Origin of the sequence: Streptomyces sp. NPDC001599 (assembly GCF_042893535.1) — a bacterium.
GTDB lineage: Bacteria > Actinomycetota > Actinomycetes > Streptomycetales > Streptomycetaceae > Streptomyces.
Genome location: NZ_JBIAVA010000014.1, coordinates 167,963 through 187,631, shown reverse-complemented (window position 1 = coordinate 187,631; position 19,669 = coordinate 167,963). Strand labels below are relative to the sequence as shown.

The 19,669-nt window shown below is 73.6% G+C and carries 12 protein-coding genes; 1 reads left to right on the top strand and 11 read right to left on the bottom strand.

Annotation, left to right across the window (positions count from 1 at the left end):
- The first annotated feature begins 52 nt into the window (after positions 1–52).
- On the top strand, positions 53–736 hold the full coding sequence (locus tag ACFYZ3_RS30080) for a class I SAM-dependent methyltransferase (RefSeq protein ID WP_388524165.1): 684 nt from the start codon (positions 53–55) through the stop codon (positions 734–736).
- A 23-nt stretch (positions 737–759) separates the two neighbouring features.
- Here ACFYZ3_RS30080 and ACFYZ3_RS30075 read toward each other — a convergent pair whose 3' ends face one another.
- From ACFYZ3_RS30075 to ACFYZ3_RS30025, 11 genes are all read right to left on the bottom strand, one after another.
- Positions 760–1,587 carry an ester cyclase gene (locus ACFYZ3_RS30075; RefSeq protein ID WP_388524162.1) on the bottom strand — a complete coding sequence of 276 codons (828 nt, stop codon included), beginning with the start codon at positions 1,585–1,587 and terminating at the stop codon, positions 760–762.
- A 212-nt stretch (positions 1,588–1,799) separates the two neighbouring features.
- On the bottom strand, positions 1,800–3,122 hold the full coding sequence (gene lysA / locus ACFYZ3_RS30070) for a diaminopimelate decarboxylase (protein WP_388524159.1): 1,323 nt from the start codon (positions 3,120–3,122) through the stop codon (positions 1,800–1,802).
- A 2-nt stretch (positions 3,123–3,124) separates the two neighbouring features.
- Entirely contained in the window at positions 3,125–4,399 is a 1,275-nt protein-coding gene (locus ACFYZ3_RS30065; RefSeq protein WP_388524156.1) for an acetyl-CoA carboxylase biotin carboxylase subunit family protein, read from the bottom strand.
- A 147-nt stretch (positions 4,400–4,546) separates the two neighbouring features.
- Positions 4,547–6,070: a class I tRNA ligase family protein gene (locus tag ACFYZ3_RS30060; RefSeq protein ID WP_388524153.1), complete on the bottom strand. Its 1,524-nt coding sequence runs from the start codon at positions 6,068–6,070 to the stop codon at positions 4,547–4,549.
- Positions 6,067–6,453 (bottom strand): cupin domain-containing protein, encoded by a 387-nt coding sequence (locus ACFYZ3_RS30055; protein WP_388524150.1) that lies wholly within the window; start codon positions 6,451–6,453, stop codon positions 6,067–6,069. Before ACFYZ3_RS30055 ends, ACFYZ3_RS30060 begins: the two co-directional genes overlap by 4 nt.
- The gene (locus ACFYZ3_RS30050; RefSeq protein ID WP_388524147.1) at positions 6,450–7,811 is read right to left on the bottom strand and encodes a lysine N(6)-hydroxylase/L-ornithine N(5)-oxygenase family protein; all 1,362 of its coding nucleotides are present in this window, start codon (positions 7,809–7,811) and stop codon (positions 6,450–6,452) included. Before ACFYZ3_RS30050 ends, ACFYZ3_RS30055 begins: the two co-directional genes overlap by 4 nt.
- A 19-nt stretch (positions 7,812–7,830) precedes the next feature.
- Positions 7,831–8,238 (bottom strand): cupin domain-containing protein, encoded by a 408-nt coding sequence (locus ACFYZ3_RS30045; RefSeq protein ID WP_388524144.1) that lies wholly within the window; start codon positions 8,236–8,238, stop codon positions 7,831–7,833.
- Positions 8,235–12,479, bottom strand: coding sequence for an amino acid adenylation domain-containing protein (locus ACFYZ3_RS30040; RefSeq protein WP_388524141.1), 4,245 nt, complete (start codon positions 12,477–12,479; stop codon positions 8,235–8,237). Before ACFYZ3_RS30040 ends, ACFYZ3_RS30045 begins: the two co-directional genes overlap by 4 nt.
- A gap of 86 nt (positions 12,480–12,565) precedes the next feature.
- Positions 12,566–16,087 (bottom strand): amino acid adenylation domain-containing protein, encoded by a 3,522-nt coding sequence (locus tag ACFYZ3_RS30035; RefSeq protein WP_388524138.1) that lies wholly within the window; start codon positions 16,085–16,087, stop codon positions 12,566–12,568.
- Positions 16,088–16,175: 88 nt separating this feature from the next.
- Positions 16,176–17,978: an MFS transporter gene (locus ACFYZ3_RS30030; protein ID WP_388524135.1), complete on the bottom strand. Its 1,803-nt coding sequence runs from the start codon at positions 17,976–17,978 to the stop codon at positions 16,176–16,178.
- A complete protein-coding gene (locus tag ACFYZ3_RS30025) occupies positions 17,972–19,348 on the bottom strand; it encodes a hypothetical protein (protein WP_388524132.1) in 1,377 nt (458 codons plus the stop codon). The genes ACFYZ3_RS30030 and ACFYZ3_RS30025 overlap by 7 nt, the downstream gene beginning before the upstream one ends.
- Between the last annotated feature and the right edge of the window lie 321 nt (positions 19,349–19,669).

Here is a 19,669-nt window from a genome sequence, read left to right as displayed (position 1 = left end):
GCGCGCACCGCGCGCCCCGGGGCTCCACCCCTGAACAGCGGGAGCGCCCCCCATGATGCGTACCGTCCTCGCCGCCGCCCACCGCTCACTGCACCGGATCGCCGAGCACCGGCACCCTTCCCCGCACCGGGGCACCGGTCCGGACCCGGGCGGGATGGGCATCAGCGGCGAGGCGTACGACCGGCTCTCCGGCAGGCTCCTGAGCGGCCTGTACCGGCACGCCGCCACGGAGACGTGCCGGGCCCCCCGGGCAGGGGTCGCTGTCGACATCGGCACCGGCCCGGGCAGACTGCTCCTGCGCGTCGCCCGCAGCCGCCCCGACCTCACCCTGCACGGCGTGGACATCTCGCCGTCGATGGTGCGCCGGGCCCGGCACAACGCCGAGCGGTACGGGCTCGGGAACCGCATCACCGTGCACCTCGCCGACGGCACGGGGCTGCCGCTGCCCGACGCGTGCGCCGACGTAGTGGTCTCGACCCTCAGCATGCATCACTGGTCCGACACGCACGCCACCGTCGCGGAGGCGGCCCGCGTGCTGCGTCCCGGCGGCCGGCTCGTGGTCTTCGACTTCCGCTCCGTGTCCGACGCGCCACTGCGGCAGGGTGTGGCGGCCCGCCCCGAGTTCCGCGGCCAGGAGGTGAGCCGTTCCCTCGTCACCGGAGCGCCCTGGCTGCCCTTCCCCCTCTTCGCCCGCCTGACCGTGCGGTCGGGGGTGCCGGGCGAAGGGGGCGACTGACGTGGCGGCGTGGCCGGAGTCTCCTACGGGGTTACCCCGAACTGCGCCACCGCCGAGTAGTCCATGACGTCCCAGTGCTCGGCGATCAGCCCGTCCTGCAACCGCAGCAGGTCCGCGGTGTGCAGCCGCACCTCCCGGCCGCTGGAGGCCTCGTGGCCCCGCCAGAGGCAGAAGACCGCGACCCGGTCGCCCTCGGCGACCACCTGCGTGATCTCCCCGGTCAGATCGGGGGCCAGGGCGAACAGCCCGGCGAAGAAGTCCTTCATACCCTGAAGGCCGGTCCCGGACTGCGCCGCGAAGGGGTTGTGCTGGATGTAGTCCTGCCGGTAGAAGTCGTCCGCGCGTTCCAGCCGGTGCTGCTGCATGATCTCCTCCCAGACCGTCAGCACCGTCCGTGTGTTGGCCCGCTCGGTTTCGCCCGCGTTCGGGTCGGGCTTGCCCGCGGGCTGCGTCTGGTCGCCGGCGGGCAGTCCGAACCGGGTCAGCCCGGACTGGTCGACGACGCTCCAGTGCTCGGCGATCTGCCCGTTCGTCACCCGGTACAGGTTCGCCGTCCGCAGGGACAACTCCTGGTCCGAGCCCGAGAGATGACCGGTCCAGTGCAGGAACACCATCACCCGGTCGTTCTGCGCCACCATGTGCTCGATGCGGACCTGGGCGTCGGAGAAGGCGATGAACATGGCCCCCACCCGGTTGCGCAGGGCGTCGACTCCCACCTCGCCCTCGCCCCCGTGGTTGAGGATGTCCGGCGCGTAGAACTCCGGCATGCGATCGAGGCGGTTCGCGTTGTACACCTCGGCGTACAACCGCTCGATGTGCCGCGCGCTCTCACTGCGCATGGTCTCGGTCATGTCGCCCTCCCGGCGCTTGCCCCTGCTGTGGGTCCCGTGGTGGACAGCCCGTCCCGCGCTCGAGTGCGGGCGCGGGCGCGGAAAATCCCATGCAGGTACTCTGTGGCCGCCCTCGCGCAGCCCGGCACCCTCCTTGGGCCCCCGCACGTGAGGTGCCCGAACGACCAGTACTGGGCTGCGGCAGCCCGGCCCCGGGCCAGGCAGGACTCCGGTCACGCTCCGGGGTGAAGGCCGCCCGGTCCGGCCCCGGGCAGGGCGTCGAGCTCGGGCGCCAGCAGTTCGGCGACCGTCTGGCGGCGGCGGATCAGGCGGGTCTCGGCGCCGTCGACCAGGACCTCGGGGATGAGCGGCCGGGAGTTGTAGGTGGACGACATGCTCGCGCCGTAGGCGCCGGCGTCGTGGAAGACCACCAGGTCGCCGACGTCGGTGCGGGGCAGCGGCACCGGTTCCACGTCCCCGCCCTCGACCTGGGTGAAGACGTCCCCCGACTCGCACAGCGGTCCGGCCAGGACGGTGTCGCGGGCGTCGGCGGCGCGCGGGGTGCCGTCGGCGTCGAGCACCGAGACGCGGTGGTTGCTGCCGTACATCGCGGGCCGCATCAGGTCGTTGAACCCGGCGTCGACCAGGACGAAGTAGTTGCTGCCCACGGGCTTGTGAGCCCGCACCTCGGCGACCAGGACGCCGGAGCCGGCCACCAGGAAGCGTCCGGGCTCGATCTCCAGCCGCACCGGGTGGCCGAGTTCGGAGACCAGCTCCCGGCGTGCGGCGTCCCAGAGTTCGAAGTAGCGGTCGGTGTCGATCTCCGGGTCGCCCGGGGTGTACGGCACGGAGAGGCCGCCGCCGGCGGAGATGGCGCGGATGTCCCGCCCGGCCATCCTGACCTGCTTGACCATGGTCTCGCAGACCGACTCCAGGTGACCGTAGTCCACCCCGGAGCCGATGTGCATGTGCAGGCCGACCAGGTCGAGCCCGTGCCGGTCGACCAGTGCGAGGCTCTCTTCGAGGTGCTCGTGCCAGATGCCGTGCTTGCTGTGCTCGCCGCCGGTGTTGGTCTTGCGGCTGTGGCCGTGCCCGAAGCCCGGGTTGATCCGGATCCACACCGGGTGACCGGGGGCCGCCCGGCCCACCTGGTCCAGCATCTGCGGGGAGCCCGCGTTGACGGGGATGCCCAGCTCGACCACCCGGCGCAGCGTGGAGCGGTTCAGCAGGTCGGCGGTGAAGACGATCGGCTCGTCGTCCCCGCCGACCCGGTAGCCGGCGGCGAGGGCCCGCTCGATCTCACCCTCCGACACGGCGTCGACGTGGACGCCCTCCTCGCGCATCAGGCGCAGGATGTGCAGGTTGGAGCAGGCCTTCTGCGCGTAGCGGATGACGTCGAAGCGGCGCAGCCGGTCGATCTGGGCGCGGATCGTCGCGGCGTCGTACAGCCACAGCGGGGTGCCGTGCTCGGCGGCCGCGGCGGCGAGCCGGGGGCCGTCCAGGGCGCCGGGCAGGCGGGGATGCCCGGCGGGGGAAGGGGCGGATGGGGAGGTCATGGTCAGTCCTTCTCGCCGATCATCAGGGCAACACCGAGATCTTCTTCCAAACGGCGCAGGATCTGCTCGGCCGTCCGAACCACGGACGGATGGTCCGGCCCGCGCAGCATGAAGCGGGCCACGACCTGTCCGGCGGCCACCGTCCGGCCGGGTCCGGTGCCGTAGCTGTCGAAGCCGACGACCTCCAGGACACCGGGCCGGTCGGCGATCCAGTCCAGCGAGGCGCCGGGGGCGAGGGTGCCGCCGTCGCGGGCCATCACCTTGCGTCCGCCGACGCAGCCGTCGAGCGTGCCGGGCAGTGGCACCTCGGCGCCGGGTTCCAGGATCGCCAGCAGTCCCAAGAAGATGTCGGTGCCGGTGGCGTGCCGGTAGATGGTGGGCAGGGCGCCGCCCATGACCCGGGGGTTGACCTCGACCAGGACCGGCCCGCGCTCGGTCACCATGATCTCCAGGTGGAAGACGCCCAGGTCCAGGCCGATCGCCCGGCACACGTCGGCGGCGTAGGCGACGCAGGCCCCGGTCTGCTCCTCGGAGAGCGCCGCGGGGATGTAGGAGCCCAGCTCCACCACCTCGTCCTCGGCCCAGCGGAACCGCCCGGACACCGCGAACGGGAAGAACTCACCGTCCCTGGCGCCCAGTTCGACCGAGACCAGGGTGCCGACCAGGTACTCCTCGACGAGGATGCCGCGGGTGAACTGCTCGTGCCACTGCACGGGCACCGCGTCCAGTCCGGTCAGTACCCCGCGGCAGCCGGCGGCGGCCTCCTCGGGGTTGGTGGCCACGTAGGAGAGCAGACTGTCCGCTCCCGACGGCGGCTTGAGGATGACCGGGTAGCCGATCTCCGCGGCCGCGGCCAGCGCCGCCTCCTCGGTCCCGGCCAGGGCGTGGCGCGCGGAGGCGAGCCCGGCCTTGTCCAGGGCGGCCCGGCACCGGTCCTTGCGGCGGGCGGTGAGGACGCCCTCGGTCGCCGTGCCGCGCAGGCCCAGTTCCCGGCAGGCGACGGCGACGGCCTCGGCGCTCAGCTCCAGCTGGGCGGTGACCACGTCGATGGGGTCGGCCGCGTGGCGGGCGGCGAGGACCCGGGTGACGGTCTCGGCGTCGGTGGTGACGAGGTTGTCGACCAGGTGGTCCACCGAGGCGACGATCCGCAGGTTCTTCTCGGTGGGCGGATAGAACGGGTCGGCGGACTGGAGGTAGGTCACCCGGTGACCGGCCTCCTTGGCCAGCCGAATGGCTTCGAGCGCGGCGGGGTTGGAGTCGACGAACGCGATGTGCATGGGTTCTGCCTCGGGGTCGCGGGAGGGGGAGGGCCGGGGCGGCGCGGGCCGCCCGGGCGGTGGTCGAAACGGTGGGGTGGAAACGGTGGGGTGGAAGCGGTGGGGTGGAAACGGTGGGGTGGAAGCGGGGTGGTCGCAGCGGTGCGGTCAGAGGGTGACGGGCAGGAGGTCGGCCAGATCCGGCACGGTGCCCGGCGCCGCGGCCGTGTACCGGGCCTCGACGGCGGCGGCGAGGCCGGGCACCAGGGGCGCGGCTTGCCCGGCGGCGGCCCGCAGACCGGCGACGGCGAGCCCGGGGTCGTCCGGCGCCCTGGCGGCGAGCAGCGCGAGCAGGTTCGCGGTGGTCTCGGCGGCCTGCCGCATCGAGAAGGTCTCCAGCGTGTAGGCCCGCCGCATCCGGTCGCGGTACCGGTCCAGGAGCGCCTCGGTCCTCGGCCCGGCCGTCACGGGCCGCCCGGTGTGCGGGGCCAGGGCCGCCGCGACGCTCTGGAGCGGCTGGTGCAGCCGGGTGCGTACGGTGTCCAGGAAGTCCGCCTCGGTGAAGTTGGCGGGCTGGTGCTCCGGGTTGCCGAGCGCGAGGTGGAAGCGCACGTTGTCCGCGCCGTACTTGCCCACCAGGTCCCGGGCCCACACGAGGTGGCGGCGGCTGGTGGAGAACTTGGCCCCGTCCAGGTGGTAGAACTCGTTGGTCACGATCGCGGCCGGCTCGGTCAGTCCGCCGTGCGCGAAGGTGAGCCCGAGATGGGCGAAGGCGAAGTAGAACGTGTTGTCGTACCCCAGGAACTGCACGAGTTCGAAGCCCGAGTCCGCGGCCCACACGTCGGGGGGCGTCGCGGGGCTGCGCCGGGCCCGCGCGGCCTCCGCCATGTGCCTCAGGCCCGGCAGCATCTCGGCCCACACGTTGAAGACCTGGCCGTCGAAGCCGTCGATGCCGACCGGGATGCCCCAGTCGGCCGGGTAGCTGACCGGGAAGTCGGGCAGCGGCCGGGAGAGCATCTCGTCGACGAAGCGCAGCACGTGCGGGCGCATCGTGGCCCGCCGGGCCCGGTAGAACTCGGTGAACTCCTCCCGGTACTCCTCCAGCGGCAGGACCAGGATCTCCGTCTCGCGCGGCTGGGTGGTGGAGGTGGCGGGCCCGGCGCCGGTGCTCGTGGGGAAGAGCAGGGAGTCGACGTCGTTGGGGTGGCCGCAGTTCTCGCAGATCGCGCCGCAGGTGCCGACCAGGCACTCGGGGCAGTACCCGGTGGCGAAGGCCTCCAGGAGGTAGCGGCCGGTCCGCCCGCAGTACGGGAAGGTCCAGGTGCGGGTCTTGAGCCGGCCCGCCCGGTGCAGGCCGGTGAAGAACTCCCGCACCTCGGCGCGGTAGGCGTCGTCGGGGCTGGTGAACGCGTCGATGTCGATGCCGGCGAGTTCCAGCGTGCCGACGATCTCGCGGTTGCAGCGCGCCGCCAGCTCCACCGGGTCCAGGCCCAGCCGCTCGGCCGTGGTGACCACGTACGTCTGGTGGTCGTCGCCGCCGGACGCGTACAGGACGGTGTGTCCCAGCATCCGCTGGGCGCGGCTGAACACGTCGGCGCCCAGGTAGGGCCCGGAGAGGTGGCCGACGTGCAGGTCGCCGTTGGTGGTGGGGGGCGTGGCGGTGACCAGGAAGCGGCGCGGGGCCGGTGTCATCGGTCCTCCTCGTGGTCCTGCCCGGCGGCCGGGGCGGCACCGAAGGGGCCGAGGGACCAGACCGACACCATCTCCAGTTCCTCGGTGTCCGAGGCGTTCTCGAAGTGGTGGCGCTGGTGGGCGCCGACCACCAGGGCGTCGCCCGCGGCGATCCGCGTACGCTCCCCGTCGACCTCGGCGTGGCCGCTGCCGCGCACCACGTAGAAGTGCTCGTGGTCCTCGTGGGAGTGCGGGGTGGTGGCCGTACCGGGCGCGACGGTGCACACGCCCATGCCGGTGTCCGAGGGTCCGCTGGACTCCCAGGGCAGGATGCGGCGGAACGCGCAGCCGTACTCCTCCTTGACGAGGGCGTCGGCCCGCCGCTGGATCCGGATGCCGCTCATGCGTGGACTCCTTCGAGCAGTGGGGTGGCGAGGTCTTGGTGGCCGGCGGCCGGGGTGTCGAGGACGGCGTCGAGGATGTCTCCGGCGCGGTGGGCGAGCAGCGAGAGCAGGGTGCTGGTCAGGCCGTGGGTGTGTTCGGCGGCGCCGTGCAGGAAGATCCGCGGTGCGAAGCCCTCGTCGGTGCGTACCGAGTAGTCGCGGTCGACGAGCAGTTCGCCGTCCCCGTCCCTGAGCAGGTACGGGTCGACGCCGGTCAGCAGGCCGCGCGCCTCGCGGAAGTCGTAGCCGGTGGCCAGTACGACCGCGTCGTGGCGCTCGCCGCGTTCCTCGCCGGTGAGCAGGTCGCGCAGGGTGGCGGTGACCAGGCCGTCCTCGGCGCGGGCACCGGTCAGTTCGGTGAACCGGCTCAGGCGCAGCCGCTGCCCGCCGTGCACCTGCTGGTCGTAGAGGAGTTCGGCGACGGCGGTGATGTCCTCGTCGTCGACGGCGGCGTAGTTGGTGGCCTTCAGCTCCGCGAGGATGCCGCGGCGGCGTTCGGGGCCGGCGCCGTGGAACAGGTCGACGGAGGCCGGGTCGAAGATGGCGTTGGCCAGGGCGCTGCTGTTGGCGGGCATCAGCGCGAACCCGCGGTGCGCCAGGGTGACGTCCGCCGCCGGGAACTCGCCGGCCAGGTACTGGAAGATCTCCGCCGCGCTCTGTCCGGCGCCCACCACCAGGAAGCGGAAGGGCAGTTCGCGGCCGCGGTCGTGGAAGGGCCGGATGCCGCCCAGGAAGGAGCTGCTGTGCAGGACGGTGCCGTCCCGGAGGGTGCCGGGCTCGACGCCGGGCGGGACGATCGGGGTGCCGCCCGGTGCCAGGGACACGTGGTCGGCGGAGACCGTGTGCCGGGTACCGTCCGGGCCGCGGTGGTCCACCTCCAGGCGGGTGACCCGTCCGTCGGTGCCGGTCACCGGGCGGATCGCCTCGGCGGTGCTGCCGTAGGTGACGTAGCCGGCGAGCCGGTCGGCCGCCCAGCGGAAGTAGTCGACGTACTCGCGCCGGGTCGGGTTGAGGGTGCCCAGGTTGAGGAAGGGCTCCAGTCTGCCTTGGGAGACCAGATAGTTGGCGAAGCTGTACGGGCTGGTCGGGTCCCTGGGGGTCACCAGGTCCTTCAGGAAGGCGACCTGCATACGGGCGCCGGGCAGCAGCATGTCGGGGTGCCAGGAGAAGGCGTCCCTGGACTCCAGGAAGTGCAGGGACGTCCCGGCGGCGGCCGGGCCGGCCGAGGCGTGGAGCGCGCTCATGGACAGGTGCGAGGGCCCGTAGCCGACGCCGAGCAGCCGGTGGTGCGGGTGTCCCCCGCGCGGGGCAGTGGTCATGGTGTTCCTCTCCGCCGGGTCAGCCGGCCTGGACGGCGGGGCCGGTGCGCTCGTCGTCCAGCGGCCGGTAGTGGGCGTAGAACTTCTTGGTGGGCTCCAGGACCTCCCAGGTGCCGGTGAATCCGGCGGGGACGACGATGGTGTCGCCGGGGACGAAGGTGCGGGCGTTGCCGTCGTCGTCGGCGATGACCACCCGGCCGTGGAGCATGTGGTAGAACTCGTCCTCCTCGTACACGGCGCGGAACTTGCCCGGGGTGCTCTCCCAGATGCCCGAGGTGAAGGCCCCGTCGGGGCTGGTGAAGTGCAGGGTGTTGGTGATGGCCAGCTCGCCGGAGATCCAGCGGTCCGGGCCCTTGCGCACCTGGCGCACGTTCTCCGGCTCGGACTCGCCGAGGACCACGATGTCCTTGATCGTTCTGCTCGTCATGCCGATCCCTTCGCTGTACGGGTGTGAAAGAGTTCCGCGAGCCGCCGGGCGGCACCGTCGCGGACCACGGAGTAGTGCGTCTCGGGCAGGGGGGCGATCCGCGCGCCGGGCGGGACGAGACCGGCCGGGTGGAGGTGCAGCGGCGTCAGGCCCCCGAAGGCGTCCGGTCGTTCCCGCTCGGCCGGTACGACCAGGAGCGGGCAGTCCTGCGGCAGGGGCCGCGGGCGGTGGTCGAGCAGCAGCCGGTACAGGGCGCGGTACTGCTCGTAGAGACCGCGCAGGGACTCGGCCGGCTCCTGGGGCAGGTGGGTGGCGGCGAGGCGTCCGAAGGGGTCCGGGTGGCCGGCGGGTACGGCGATCGGCGCGGCGCCGTCCCGCTGGCCGAGGTAGTCGGTGAAGAACCCGGCAGCGGCGGCCCGTTCGTCCAGGTCCGCGCCGTCGGTGGCGGCCACGAAGCTGTCGATGAGGGTCAGTGAGAGGGGTTGGACGAGGTCGGTGCGGCGGGCGGTCTCCGCGGCGAGGACGCCGCCCATCGACCAGCCGAGGAGGTGGACGGGCCGCCCGAGGGCAGCGACCGCCCGCGCGTACTGCGCCGCCAGTTCGGGCAGGGTCGCGGGGAGCCGGCCGGTGGGCGGGGCCTGCAACCCGTACACCGCGTACGGGGCGGGCAGCGCGTCGATCAGGGCGCGGTAGCCGAGGAGGTGTCCGCCCACCGGGTGGACCAGGACCACCGCCGCCCCGTCGCCGGGTCTGACCGGCACGAGCAGGGTGTCGACGTGCCGGTCGAGCAGCGCGTCCTGCTGTGCGACGGTGCTCGCCTCGAAGAGGCTGGACAGCGGCAGCCGGACGCCGAACTCCTCCTCGATCCGGCGGACCAGGCGCACCGCCGAGACCGAGCTGCCGCCGCTGGCGAAGAAGTCGTCGTCGACCGACCGGACGGCGGTGCCGCACACCTCCTGCCACAGCCGGGCCAGCGCCGACTCCCGCCCGGTGCGCGGCGCCCGGCCGGACGCGGCTCCCCGGTCGGCGTGCCCTCCGCCGCCCCCGGTGCCCGCCGCGTGTTCCTCGGCGAGGGCGAGGAGGGCGCGGGCGTCGCGCTTGCCGTTGGCGGTCAGCGGGAGGGCGGCGACGGTGCGGAAGGCGCTGGGCACCGCGTACGAGGGCAGGGTGGTGCCCAGCCGGGCGCGCAGCGCCGCGGGACCGGGGACCGGCTCGCCTTCGGTGCCCGGACCGCCGCCTTCCTCGGCGACGAGGAAGGCGATGAGGCGGGCGGCGGCACCGGTGCCGGTGACGACGCAGGCCGCGGCCCGGACACCGGGCTGCGCCGCCAGCTGCTGCTCGACCTCCAGGAGGTCCACCCGGTAGCCGCGCACCTTGGCCTGGCTGTCGAGGCGGCCGAGGAACTCCAGGGTGCCGTCGGGCCGGTAGCGGGCGTGGTCGCCGGTGCGGTACAGGCGCTCGCCGGTGCGGGGGTGGGTGGGGAAGCGGGCCGCGGTCAGTTCGGGCTGCCCGTAGTACGCCGTGGCCAGGCCGTCACCGGCGATGAAGAGTTCGCCGGGCACCCAGTGGGGCACGTCCGCGAAGCCCGCGTCCGCGTCGAGGACGTGGTAGCGCTGGTTGGCGAGGGGCAGCCCGTACGGCACGGACTTCCAGGACGGGTCGATCCGGTCCACGACGTGGTAGTTGGACCAGATGGACGCCTCGGTGGCGCCGCCCAGGGCGACCACCTCGGCCTTGGGCGCGGCCCGCCGGACGCGGTCGGGCAGGCCCAGGGGGATCCAGTCGCCGCTGAGCAGGACCAGCCGCAGCCCGCCCAGGACTTCGGCGGCGCGTTCGTCGCCGAGGTGGTCGAGGAGCATGTCGAGGAGCGCCGGGACGGTGTTCCACACGGTGGCGCCGCTGTGCCGCACCCAGTGTGCCCACAGGTCGGGGTCGGGGCGGGCGGCGCAGGGCGGCACGACGACGGTGGCGCCGGCGCACAGGGCGCCGAACAGGTCGAAGGCCGAGAGGTCGAAGTGCAGTTCGGACAGCGACAGCAGCCGGTCGTCCGGGCCGACGCCGAAGCGCTCCACCATGTCCTGGACGGTGTTGAGCAGCCCGCCGTGCGGGATCGCGACGCCCTTGGGGGTGCCGGTGGAGCCCGAGGTGAAGATGACGTACGCGAGGTCGTCGAGGGCGGGCACCGGCAGCGGCAGGGGCTCGCCGGGGTCCCCGGGGGCGTCGAGAGCGAGCACGTGGACGGGCCGTTCCAGCTGCGCGAGGAGCCGTGCCCCCTCGGCGTCGGCCAGCACCCTGTCGATGCCGTGCCGGGCGAGCAGCGCGTCGAGCCGGGCGGGCGGCCAGTCGACGCCGAGCGGCACGTAGGCACCGCCGGCCGCGACGACCGAGAGCGCGGCGAGGTACTGGCCGGGGCTCTTGCGCGCCAGCACGCCGACGAGTTCGCCGGGTGCCGCCCCGGAGGCGGTCAGCGCGGCGGCCGTACGCCCCACCCGGTCCGCGGCCTCGCGGTAGGTGGTCGTCCCGTCCGCACCGTGCAGGGCGACGCGGTCGGGGGTGTGGGCGGCGCCCTCGCGCAGCCCGTCCAGGACCCCGCCGCCCGGGAGGTCGCGCGCGGTCCGGTTGGCGGCGGTGCGCGCGGCCAGGAGTGCCTCGGGCAGCGGTGGCGGGTGCGGGGCGGTCCAGGGGGTGTCGTCCCCGGCCAGGCGGCGCAGCAGGTCGGCGTGGGCCGCCGCCAGTTCGTCCACCAGGCCCTCGGGGAAGGCCTCGGCCACGTGGTCGAAGGTGCAGACGAGTTCCCCGTCCTCCTCGGAGACCTGGTGGTCGAGGAGGACCTGCGGGGTGTGCATGGACTTGAAGACCAGCTCCCATCCCTCGGCCCGCAGGTGCGGGGGCAGCGTGTCGGACGCCGCGTCGTCGAGTCCCGAGGCGAAGACGAACGGGCTGCCCACCGCGGCGCCGGGGCTCTCCCGGCGGGCCCGGCGGGCCACCTCCACCCCCGACAGCCACGTGTGCGGCAGGTCCGCCATCAGCCGCCGTTGCAGGGCTCCGGCGCGCTCGGCGAAGGTGGCGCCGGTGCCGTCGCACTCCAGCAGCAGCGTGCTGCCGAAGTTCCCCACGCACGCGGCCGGTGCCGATGCGGTGCCGTTCGGGTCGGTGCCGTTCGGGTCGGCCGCCAGCATGGCGCGGGTGGCGACGAGGACGGTGAGGGTGAAGGAGGGCCGGCCCGACCAGCGGCGCAGCACCTCGGCGTAGGCGGCGCACAGCACGGAGTTGGCCGACAGACCGGCGCCGCGGGCCCGTTCGCGCAGCGCCGCCCACACCGGCGCGGGCAGCCGGTGTCGGACCCGCGCGAAGCGGGCCCGGGCCGGACGGGACAGGGTGGGCGGGGTCGGCGGTCCCGGCAGGGTGGGCGTCCGGCGCTGCCAGTGCGCGACCGCGTTGCGGTGGGCCTGGCTGTCCCGGTGGGCGGCGAGCCCCTCGGTGTACCGGGCGAAGTACCCGGGCTCCACGGGCGGGCCGGCGAACGCCCGCCCCTCGTAGGCGTCGGCCAGGTCGCGGCAGAGCAGGCCGATGGAGCGGGCGTCCAGGACGAACAGCCGCAGGCACAGCAGGACGAAGGTGGTGCCCCGGGCGGAGTAGACCGCGCAGCCCAGTTGGGGGCCGTCCGCCAGGCCGGGCAGGAGCGCGGCCGCCGTCTCCCGTTCCCGGTGGAAGGCCGCGCGGGCCTCGGCGGCGTCGAGGTGGCTCCAGTCGACCGGGGCCGGGCCCCAGCCGTCGTCGAGTGGGACGACCCGCTGGCGGCCGTCCGGGCCGACCGCCGCGCGGAGCATCTCGTGCCGGGTGAGGACCGTGCGCAGCGCGCCGCGCCAGCGCTCGGTGTCGAGGCCCGGTACCTCGAAGCCGTGGGCGATGTAGGCCGGGGTGGCCAGTTCGGGGAAGTCCCACTCGCCGACCTGGTAGGCGCTCTGGAGGTCGGTCACCGGGAAGGGGCGCCCGGACGGCCGGGGCTCCGGGTCCGCGGCGGCGACCCGGGGGCCGGGCAGGCCGGGGTGGGCGATGATCGCCGCGAGGACCGGCTCCTTCGCGGCCGTGAGGCGGTCGAGGAGCTCCCGAGGGGCGTCCGGCGGGGCGTCGACGGACAGTCTGCCGCGGCGGGAGCGCACCGTGACGCCCTGCTCGGCCAGTTCGCGAAGAAGCGCGAGCGTGTCCCGCTCCCCCGTACCCCGTTGTGTGTCTTCCACCTCGCCGTACCCTTCCGACCTGTGTCCGTCGTCGCCCCTGTGGTGGCCCCGCCCGCGACGGGGCCACCACCTTCGCCCGGGTGTCGTTACCGTCCGGTGCCGCCGTCCCCGTCCCCGTCCCCGTCCCCGTCCGCGTCCGCGTCCGCGGCGAGCCGGTGGACGGTGCCGTCCTCGGCGAAGAGTTCGCTCAGTTCGAAGTCGAAGCCCTCCGCCTGGGCGAGGGCCACCAGCCGCATGGCCGCCAGCGAGGAACCGCCCAGCGCCAGGAACGGCGTGTGGATGTCCACCTGTTCGACCTGGAGCACCTGCGCCCAGATCGCGGCCAGCGCGATCTCGTCCTCGGTGGTGGGGGCCGTGGTGACCCCGGCGGTCGCGGCGGTGCCGCGGGCCGGGAACAGTGCCCGCGCACCGGTGTCCGCGGGCCGGGGTTCGGCCGCCGGGCCGGGCCGGTTCGCCGCGATGTGCTCGGCGAGCTTGCCCACCGGGATGGTGCCGCCGTCGGCGATGGCCTCCAGAACGCCGCGGAAGGCGCCCAGGATGCGCTCCACCGACTCCGCGTCGAAGAACGCCAGGTCGTACTTGACCTGGAAGAAGAGCTGCTCCTCGGGCATCGCCTCGATGGCGAAGGGGTAGTTGGTCCAGCCGACGTAGCGCTCCTGGCGCACGTCGAGGCCGCCGCGGCCGGTCCAGCCGGTGCCCCGGGGGAAGTTCTCGAAGATCAGCAGCGACTCGAACAGGGGCTGGCCGCTGGGCAGGTCGGTGCGCTGCTGGATCAGCGGCAGCGGGTAGTGGTCGTGGGAGCGGGCGGCGACCTGGGTGCGCTGGATCTGCTGGAGCCAGCGGCCGACGGGCTGCTCGGGCTCCAGGTTCACCCGCATCGGGAGGCTGTTGATGAAGATGCCGACGATGTCCTCGACCCCGGCCAGCCCCACCGGGCGGTGGGTGATGGTGATGCCGAAGCAGACGTCGTCCTGGCCGCTGCACCCGCCCACGACCACGGCCCAGGCGCCCTGCACCAGGGAGTTCAGGGTCAGCTGGTTGGCGCGGCCGTACGCGAGCAGCCGCTCGGTCAGCTCCTCGCCGAGGTCGAGGCGGGCCTCGGCGTGCATCTCCTGCGAGCTGGCGGAGAGGCCGAGCTGCGCGGAGCGGCCGATGACGGTCGGACGGCGGAAGCCGGCCAGCCGCTCCAGCCAGTAGTCCCGGGCGCCCTCGATGTCCTCGTGCTCCAGGAAGGACACGTAGTCGCCGAAGGAACGCGTCGGACGCAGCTCGGGCAGCCGTCCTTCGAGACCGGAGTGGTAGATCTCCAGGGAGTCGCGCAGCAGGACGAAGAGCGACCACGCGTCGAGGATCAGGTGGTGGTAGCTCATCACCAGCTTGTACGTGGTGGCGCCGAGCCGGACCATGGTCAGCCGGAACAGGGGCGCCCGGTCGTAGGGGAAGCCGCGGCGCCGGTCCTCGTCGAGGTAACGCTCCAGCAGCTCCCGCTGCTCGGCCTCGGTGCGGTCGGACCAGTCCAGGACGGTCCAGCCCAGCTCGGCGGTGCGCTGCACGGCCTGGAGCGGTTCGGACAGGCCCTTGGTCGCGATCCAGACCCGCAGGATCTCGTGCCGGTCGACGACCTGCTGCCAGGCCCGGTGGTACGCGTCGAGGTCGACCTCGCCGTCGACCGCGTACAGGAACTGCTCGAAGTAGACCCCGGAGTCCGGGTCGAGCAGCGAGTGGAACAGCATGCCCTTCTGCATCTCGGTGAGCGGGTACACCGTCTCGATGCCGTCGGGGTCGGCGGCGGCCGCGCGCACCGCGGCCAGGTCCTCGTCGGCGAGGGTGAAGCCCTGCGCGTCGAAGGAGCCCGACGGGGCGGGGCCGGTGTCGCCCTGTGCCGCCATGAAGGCGGCGGTCTCGGCGATGGTGGGGGTGGCGAAGACCTGGGTGGCGCTCAGGCCGATGCCGTCGCGGTTGGCCTTGGCGCTGATCAGGAAGCCCTGGATGGAGTCGCCGCCCAGCGCGAAGAAGTTGTCGTGGATGCCGACGGCGGGCAGGTCGAGGGTCTCGGCCCACAGCGCGCACAGGTAGCTCTCGAGTTCGTTGCGCGCGGCCGTGTAGTCCTCGGCCAGTTCCAGGTGGGCGCCAGGCAGTTCGTGCAGGGAACGGCGGTCTACCTTGCCGTTGTGGGTGAGCGGGATCGCGTCGATGACGGTGAAGGCGGCCGGGACCATGTAGTACGGCAGCCGGTCGGTCAGGTGGGCGCGGATCGCGGCGGCGGTGGGCGGCTCCCCGTCGCAGGTCAGGTGGGCGACCAGCCGCTGGTGTCCACCCGCGCCGCGCAGCCCGGAGGCGACGGCGCCGGTGACGCCGGGGACCTCGAGCAGCCGGGCCTCGACCTCGCCCAGCTCGACCCGGTAGCCGGCGATCTTGACCTGGTCGTCCATCCTGCCGAGGAGTTCGAGGCGGCCGTCCTCGGACTGCCGGGCCAGGTCGCCGGTGCGGAAGACCCGGCCGGCGTCGGTGTCGGCGAACTTCTCGGCGGTGAGCCGGGGCAGCCGGTCGTAGCCCTCGGCCATGCCCACGCCGGCCAGGCACAGCTCGCCCGTCTCGCCGGGCGGGACCGGGTTGAGGTCGGCGTCGAGGACCCGGGGAGTCAGCTCGGCGGGCTGGCCGACCGGCACGAAGCCGTCGTACACGGCGCCGGGCAGGCACTCCCAGTAGGTGCTGTAGAGGGCCTCGGTGAGTCCGTAGACGTTGAACAGCCGGGCGGACAGGCCGGTGGCGAAGTACTTCTCCGGCAGCGCACCGGGCATCACGTCGCTGCTGCAGAAGACGTACTTCAGGGAGGTGTTGGCGGCGAAGCCGGGGTTCTCCAGGATGCCGGAGAGCAGCGCCGGGACGACCATCAGCGTCGTCACGGAACCGCTGTTGATCAGCTCGACCAGCCGGTCGGGGTCCTTGTGGTCGCCCGGCGGGACGATGACCACGGTGCCGCCGGAGAGTACCGGCCAGAACACCTCGCGGACCAGGTTGGTGATGCTGAGGGTGGTGCGCAGCAGCTGGCGGTCGCCGGGTTCGAGCGGGAAGGTGCGCTGGAGCCAGCGCTGGCCGCTGAGCAGGGCCCGGTGCGTGAGCATCACGCCCTTGGGGGTGCCGGTGGAACCGGAGGTGTAGAAGATGAACGCGAGGGCGTCCGGGGCGAGTTCCACCGGTCCGGCGAGCGGTTCGGCGGCCTCGTCGAGCAGGTCCTCGACGGCGAGCTGCCGGGTGCCTTCGGGCGCGGGTCCGTCGAGGAGGGCGCGTTCGGTGACGAGGATCGTGGCGCCCGAGTACTCGAGGATGGTGGCGCGGCGCTCGGCGGGGTCCTCCGGGTCTACCGGGACGCAGACGCCGCCGGCGCGCAGGATGCCGAAGAGGGCGGGGAGCAGCGCGAGGGAGCGCGACATGTGCAGTCCGACCCGGCTGCCGGGCCGGACGCCGCGGGCGGCGAGGGCCGCGGCGATCCGGTCCGCCTCCGTCTCCACCTGGCCGTAGGTGGCCGACGAGTCCGAGAGGAGGGCTGCCGTGCGGGTCGGGGCCGAGGCGGCCTGCGCCGTGAGCAGGTCATGCAGGAACGACATGCGTGGACACCATTTCCGTGTGGTCGGTGCGGACTGCGGTAGGGAAGGCGGTACGAGGTGGTGGGCGCGGGGAGGTCCGGCGGACCCGTCAGTCCCGCGCGGCGCGGGACGCGTCCGCCCGTGCGGCGGACAGGTCGGCGGCTGCCGCGTCCGGGACGTCGATGAGGGCTGGTTCCTGTCGGTCCGGGCCCGGGCGGCTGCCGCGCGCCACTCCCGGAGCGTGGTCGCGTTGCCCGACGGGCGCCTCGGCGCCGAAGCCCGCCGAGACGTCGGCGGGGCCGTCGACACCCGCACCGGTCCGCGCGGGCGCGTCGGGAGACGGCGCTTCCGGAGCCGACACTTCGAGGGCTGGTGCCTCGTCACCCGGCGCGTTGAGGACCGGCGCATCAGGCACCGATGCTTCGGCAGTCGGCGCTTCAGCGGCCGACGCTTCGACAGCCGACGCGTTGAGGACCGGCGCTTCCGCAGCCGACGCTTCGCGGGCCGACGCTTCGGCGGTCGGCACGTCGGCGGCCGGCACGTCGGGCACCGTCGCTCCGCGGGCCGGTGCGTCGGGCGCCGGTGCTTCGCGGGCCGGTGCGTCGGGCGCCGGCACGTCGGGCGCCGGTGCTTCGTGGACCGTACGCGGCCGGGGCGGGGGCAGCAGGGCCGCGGCGACCAGGGGCAGGGCGCCCGCGGTCAGGAAGACCCAGGTGGTGCCGGCCGTGGCGGCGAGGGTGCCGCCGAACAGCGAGCCGAACGGGATGACGCCCCAGGTCAGCCAGCGGTAGGCGGCGTTGACCCGGCCGAACAGGGGCAGCGGGATGGTCGCCTGACGGTAGGAGACCACCGCCACGTTCCAGACCATGGACACCAGCCCGTAGACGAAGAGTCCCAGGGCGACGACGGGCACCGCGGGCACGGCCAGGGCGAGGAAGCAGAAGCCGAGCAGCGGCGCGCCGAACCGCATGACCGGCGCGTCGCCGACCGCCTTGAGGATCCGTCCGGTCATCGGCCCGGCGAGGACGCTGCCGACCGCGAGGCAGGTGAGCAGGAGCCCGTACCCGGTCTCGGAGAGGCCGAGCCGTCCGGGCTTCACCGCCCACAGCGGCAGCATGGTCAGGCACATCGAGTAGGACAGGTTGTTGACGGCGGCGGCCGTCGCAAGCCGGGCGAGATCCCCCCGGCCGCGGAAGTAGCGCAGTCCCTCGCCGAGTTCGGCGACCAGGGATCCGAGCGACGAACGGCGCCCGGCCGCCCGGACCGGTTCGGGTGCCGGCCGGGTGTGACCGGCCGCCGCCTGCGCGACGGCCGCGGGCAGCAGTCCCAGCGCCCAGACGGTGACCACGTACAGGGCGACCACCGCGGCCAGTCCGCCGCCGGAGCCCAGCGCCACCACGTAGCCGCCGAGGGCCGGGCCGATCAGCTGAGCGAGGAACATCTGGGTGGACTGGAGGGAGGCGTTGGCCTTGGGGAGCTGCCCCACCGGGACCAGCCGGGGCAGCTGGGACTGGGCGGCCACGTCGACGAAGATGCCCGCGCAGCCGATGAGGAAGGCGGTGACGACCAGCGCCCACAGAGGCAGCCGGTCGGTGGCGGCCAGGGCGCACATGACGGCCACCAGCGGCAGCCGGACCGCCGACGCCCAGCGCATGACGCTGCGGGGCGGGTACCGGTCGGCCAGCACCCCGGCGGGCAGGGTGGCGATAAGCCAGGGCAGCCGTACGGCCAGGCCGACCGCACCGACCGCCACCGCGGAGCGGCTGATCCCGAGGGCCAGCAGCGGGACCGCGATCTTGTAGATGCCGTCCGCGAGGTCCGAGGAGACCACGGCGGACTGGAAGAGCCGGAACGGCGGGCCGAGCCGCTCCTTGCCGGGGGTGTCCCGTCCCCTCCGGGTGGCACTCAACATCGGTCCACCAGCACCACGGAGCTCATCAGGGCACCGTGGTGGGCGTTGAGGACCGGCCCGCCGCCGGGGACGCCGTGCCGCACCAGCACGCCCGAGGGGGCGCCGCCGAACAGGAACGGGCCGACGACGAAGGGCACTTCGGCGTGTTCCAGGGCGCCGGTCTCCTGGTCCTGGAAGTCCAGCGCGAGCCGGTCCGGCGTCACATGGGTCTGCAGGATGTGGCGTCCGGTCCGCAGGGCGTCCTCCAGCGCCCGGCGCCACTCCTCGTCCCGGACCTCGGGGCCGAGGACCACGCCACCGCCGCCGTAGCCGCCGACGGGCTTGAGGACCAGCTCCGTACGGTGGGCCAGGGCGTGCCGCAGCAGTGTGCCGCCGTCGGGGCCGGGCGCGGGGAACAGGGCCGTCCAGGGCAGGTGACGCTCGATCAGCCGCCGGTCGTCCTCGGGCAGCGCGTCCTTGTCCGCCCAGAGCCAGGCCATCGTGGTCTTGTCGCTGAGCAGCCAGGTCGCCTCGGACGTGTGCATCCGCACCCGGCCGGCCCGCACGGAGCGGACCAGGGCGTCCAGGCCGCGGCTCGGCGGCTGGTCGACGCTGAGGAAGAGCCGGAACACGGCGTCCACCCGCTGCCCGTCGAGCAGCAGGACGTCGTCCTCGCCGGTCTCCAGCCGGTCCATCGGACAGGCGACGGTGTCCATGCCGTGCTGTCGGCCGCTCTCGCACATCGGGGCCAGCCAGGCGAGAAAGGCCTCGGGGTCCTCGAGTCCCGGTGCCGCGCCCTTGCTGAACACGGGAATGGCGACCCGCGATCCCTCCGAAAGGCCCAGTGACGTACGGATTTCGGTGAAGCGGGAATCCACGGCGGACGGCGGGGCGTCGATACGGTCCCCGCCGAGGAGCGGACGATAGAGATCGCGAAATCGCGCGGCGAGGAGATCGGCCTGGAGTGTGCCGCCGAGCGCACCGTCGATATTGAATTCGACGAACCTGGGGACGCCGGACCGATAGACGATGTCGGGGCGCGCGGCGACGAGCAGGTGGTCGCCGAGCAGTTCCGTGCGCGACAGCAGCGGGGTGTCGGCCTCGTCCACCCCCAGCACGTCCTGGAGTTCCCCGACGGTGGTGGCCCTGCGGCGGCAGGCGTCGAGGATCAACCGCATCAGACGTGCGGAAACGCGGCCCAGTTCGTCGTAGTGGCTCCGGTCGACGAAGCTCGGGCGCACCGGGCGCCAGGTTCCCTTGGAGCCGCTGATTCCGTCGTGGACGCTCCGCGCGCCGGTGACCGAACGGGCCAGGGCGCTTTCGCGGAAGGACGGGGTGAGTTCACTCCAGATGTCGAACGAACGACGCGATGAACCGAGACTGTTCTCCATGCCCCCCCGCATGTCCTGATGCCGCTTTCGCATTTCGCACAGGGGGTTTCCGCGTCCCCCCAGCCGCTGGAGCGGAACACTATCGTCATGGCGCCGACACCGATTCGGCGCGCCGGAAGATGCCTGTCCGGTACGGAGTCCGGGGCGAAGAAAACCCGCGCCGCGCGCACGGGCCCGCGGACATCTTGCCGAGGGGCCGCACGCAATCGGCAAATACCACTACGTGGACACCGGGTGGCGGCGGCCCGCGCCCACGGCGCTCGCGACCGGGTGAACCTCTGTACGAACTCCGTTTCCCCGTTGTATGACTTCTCCCTATGT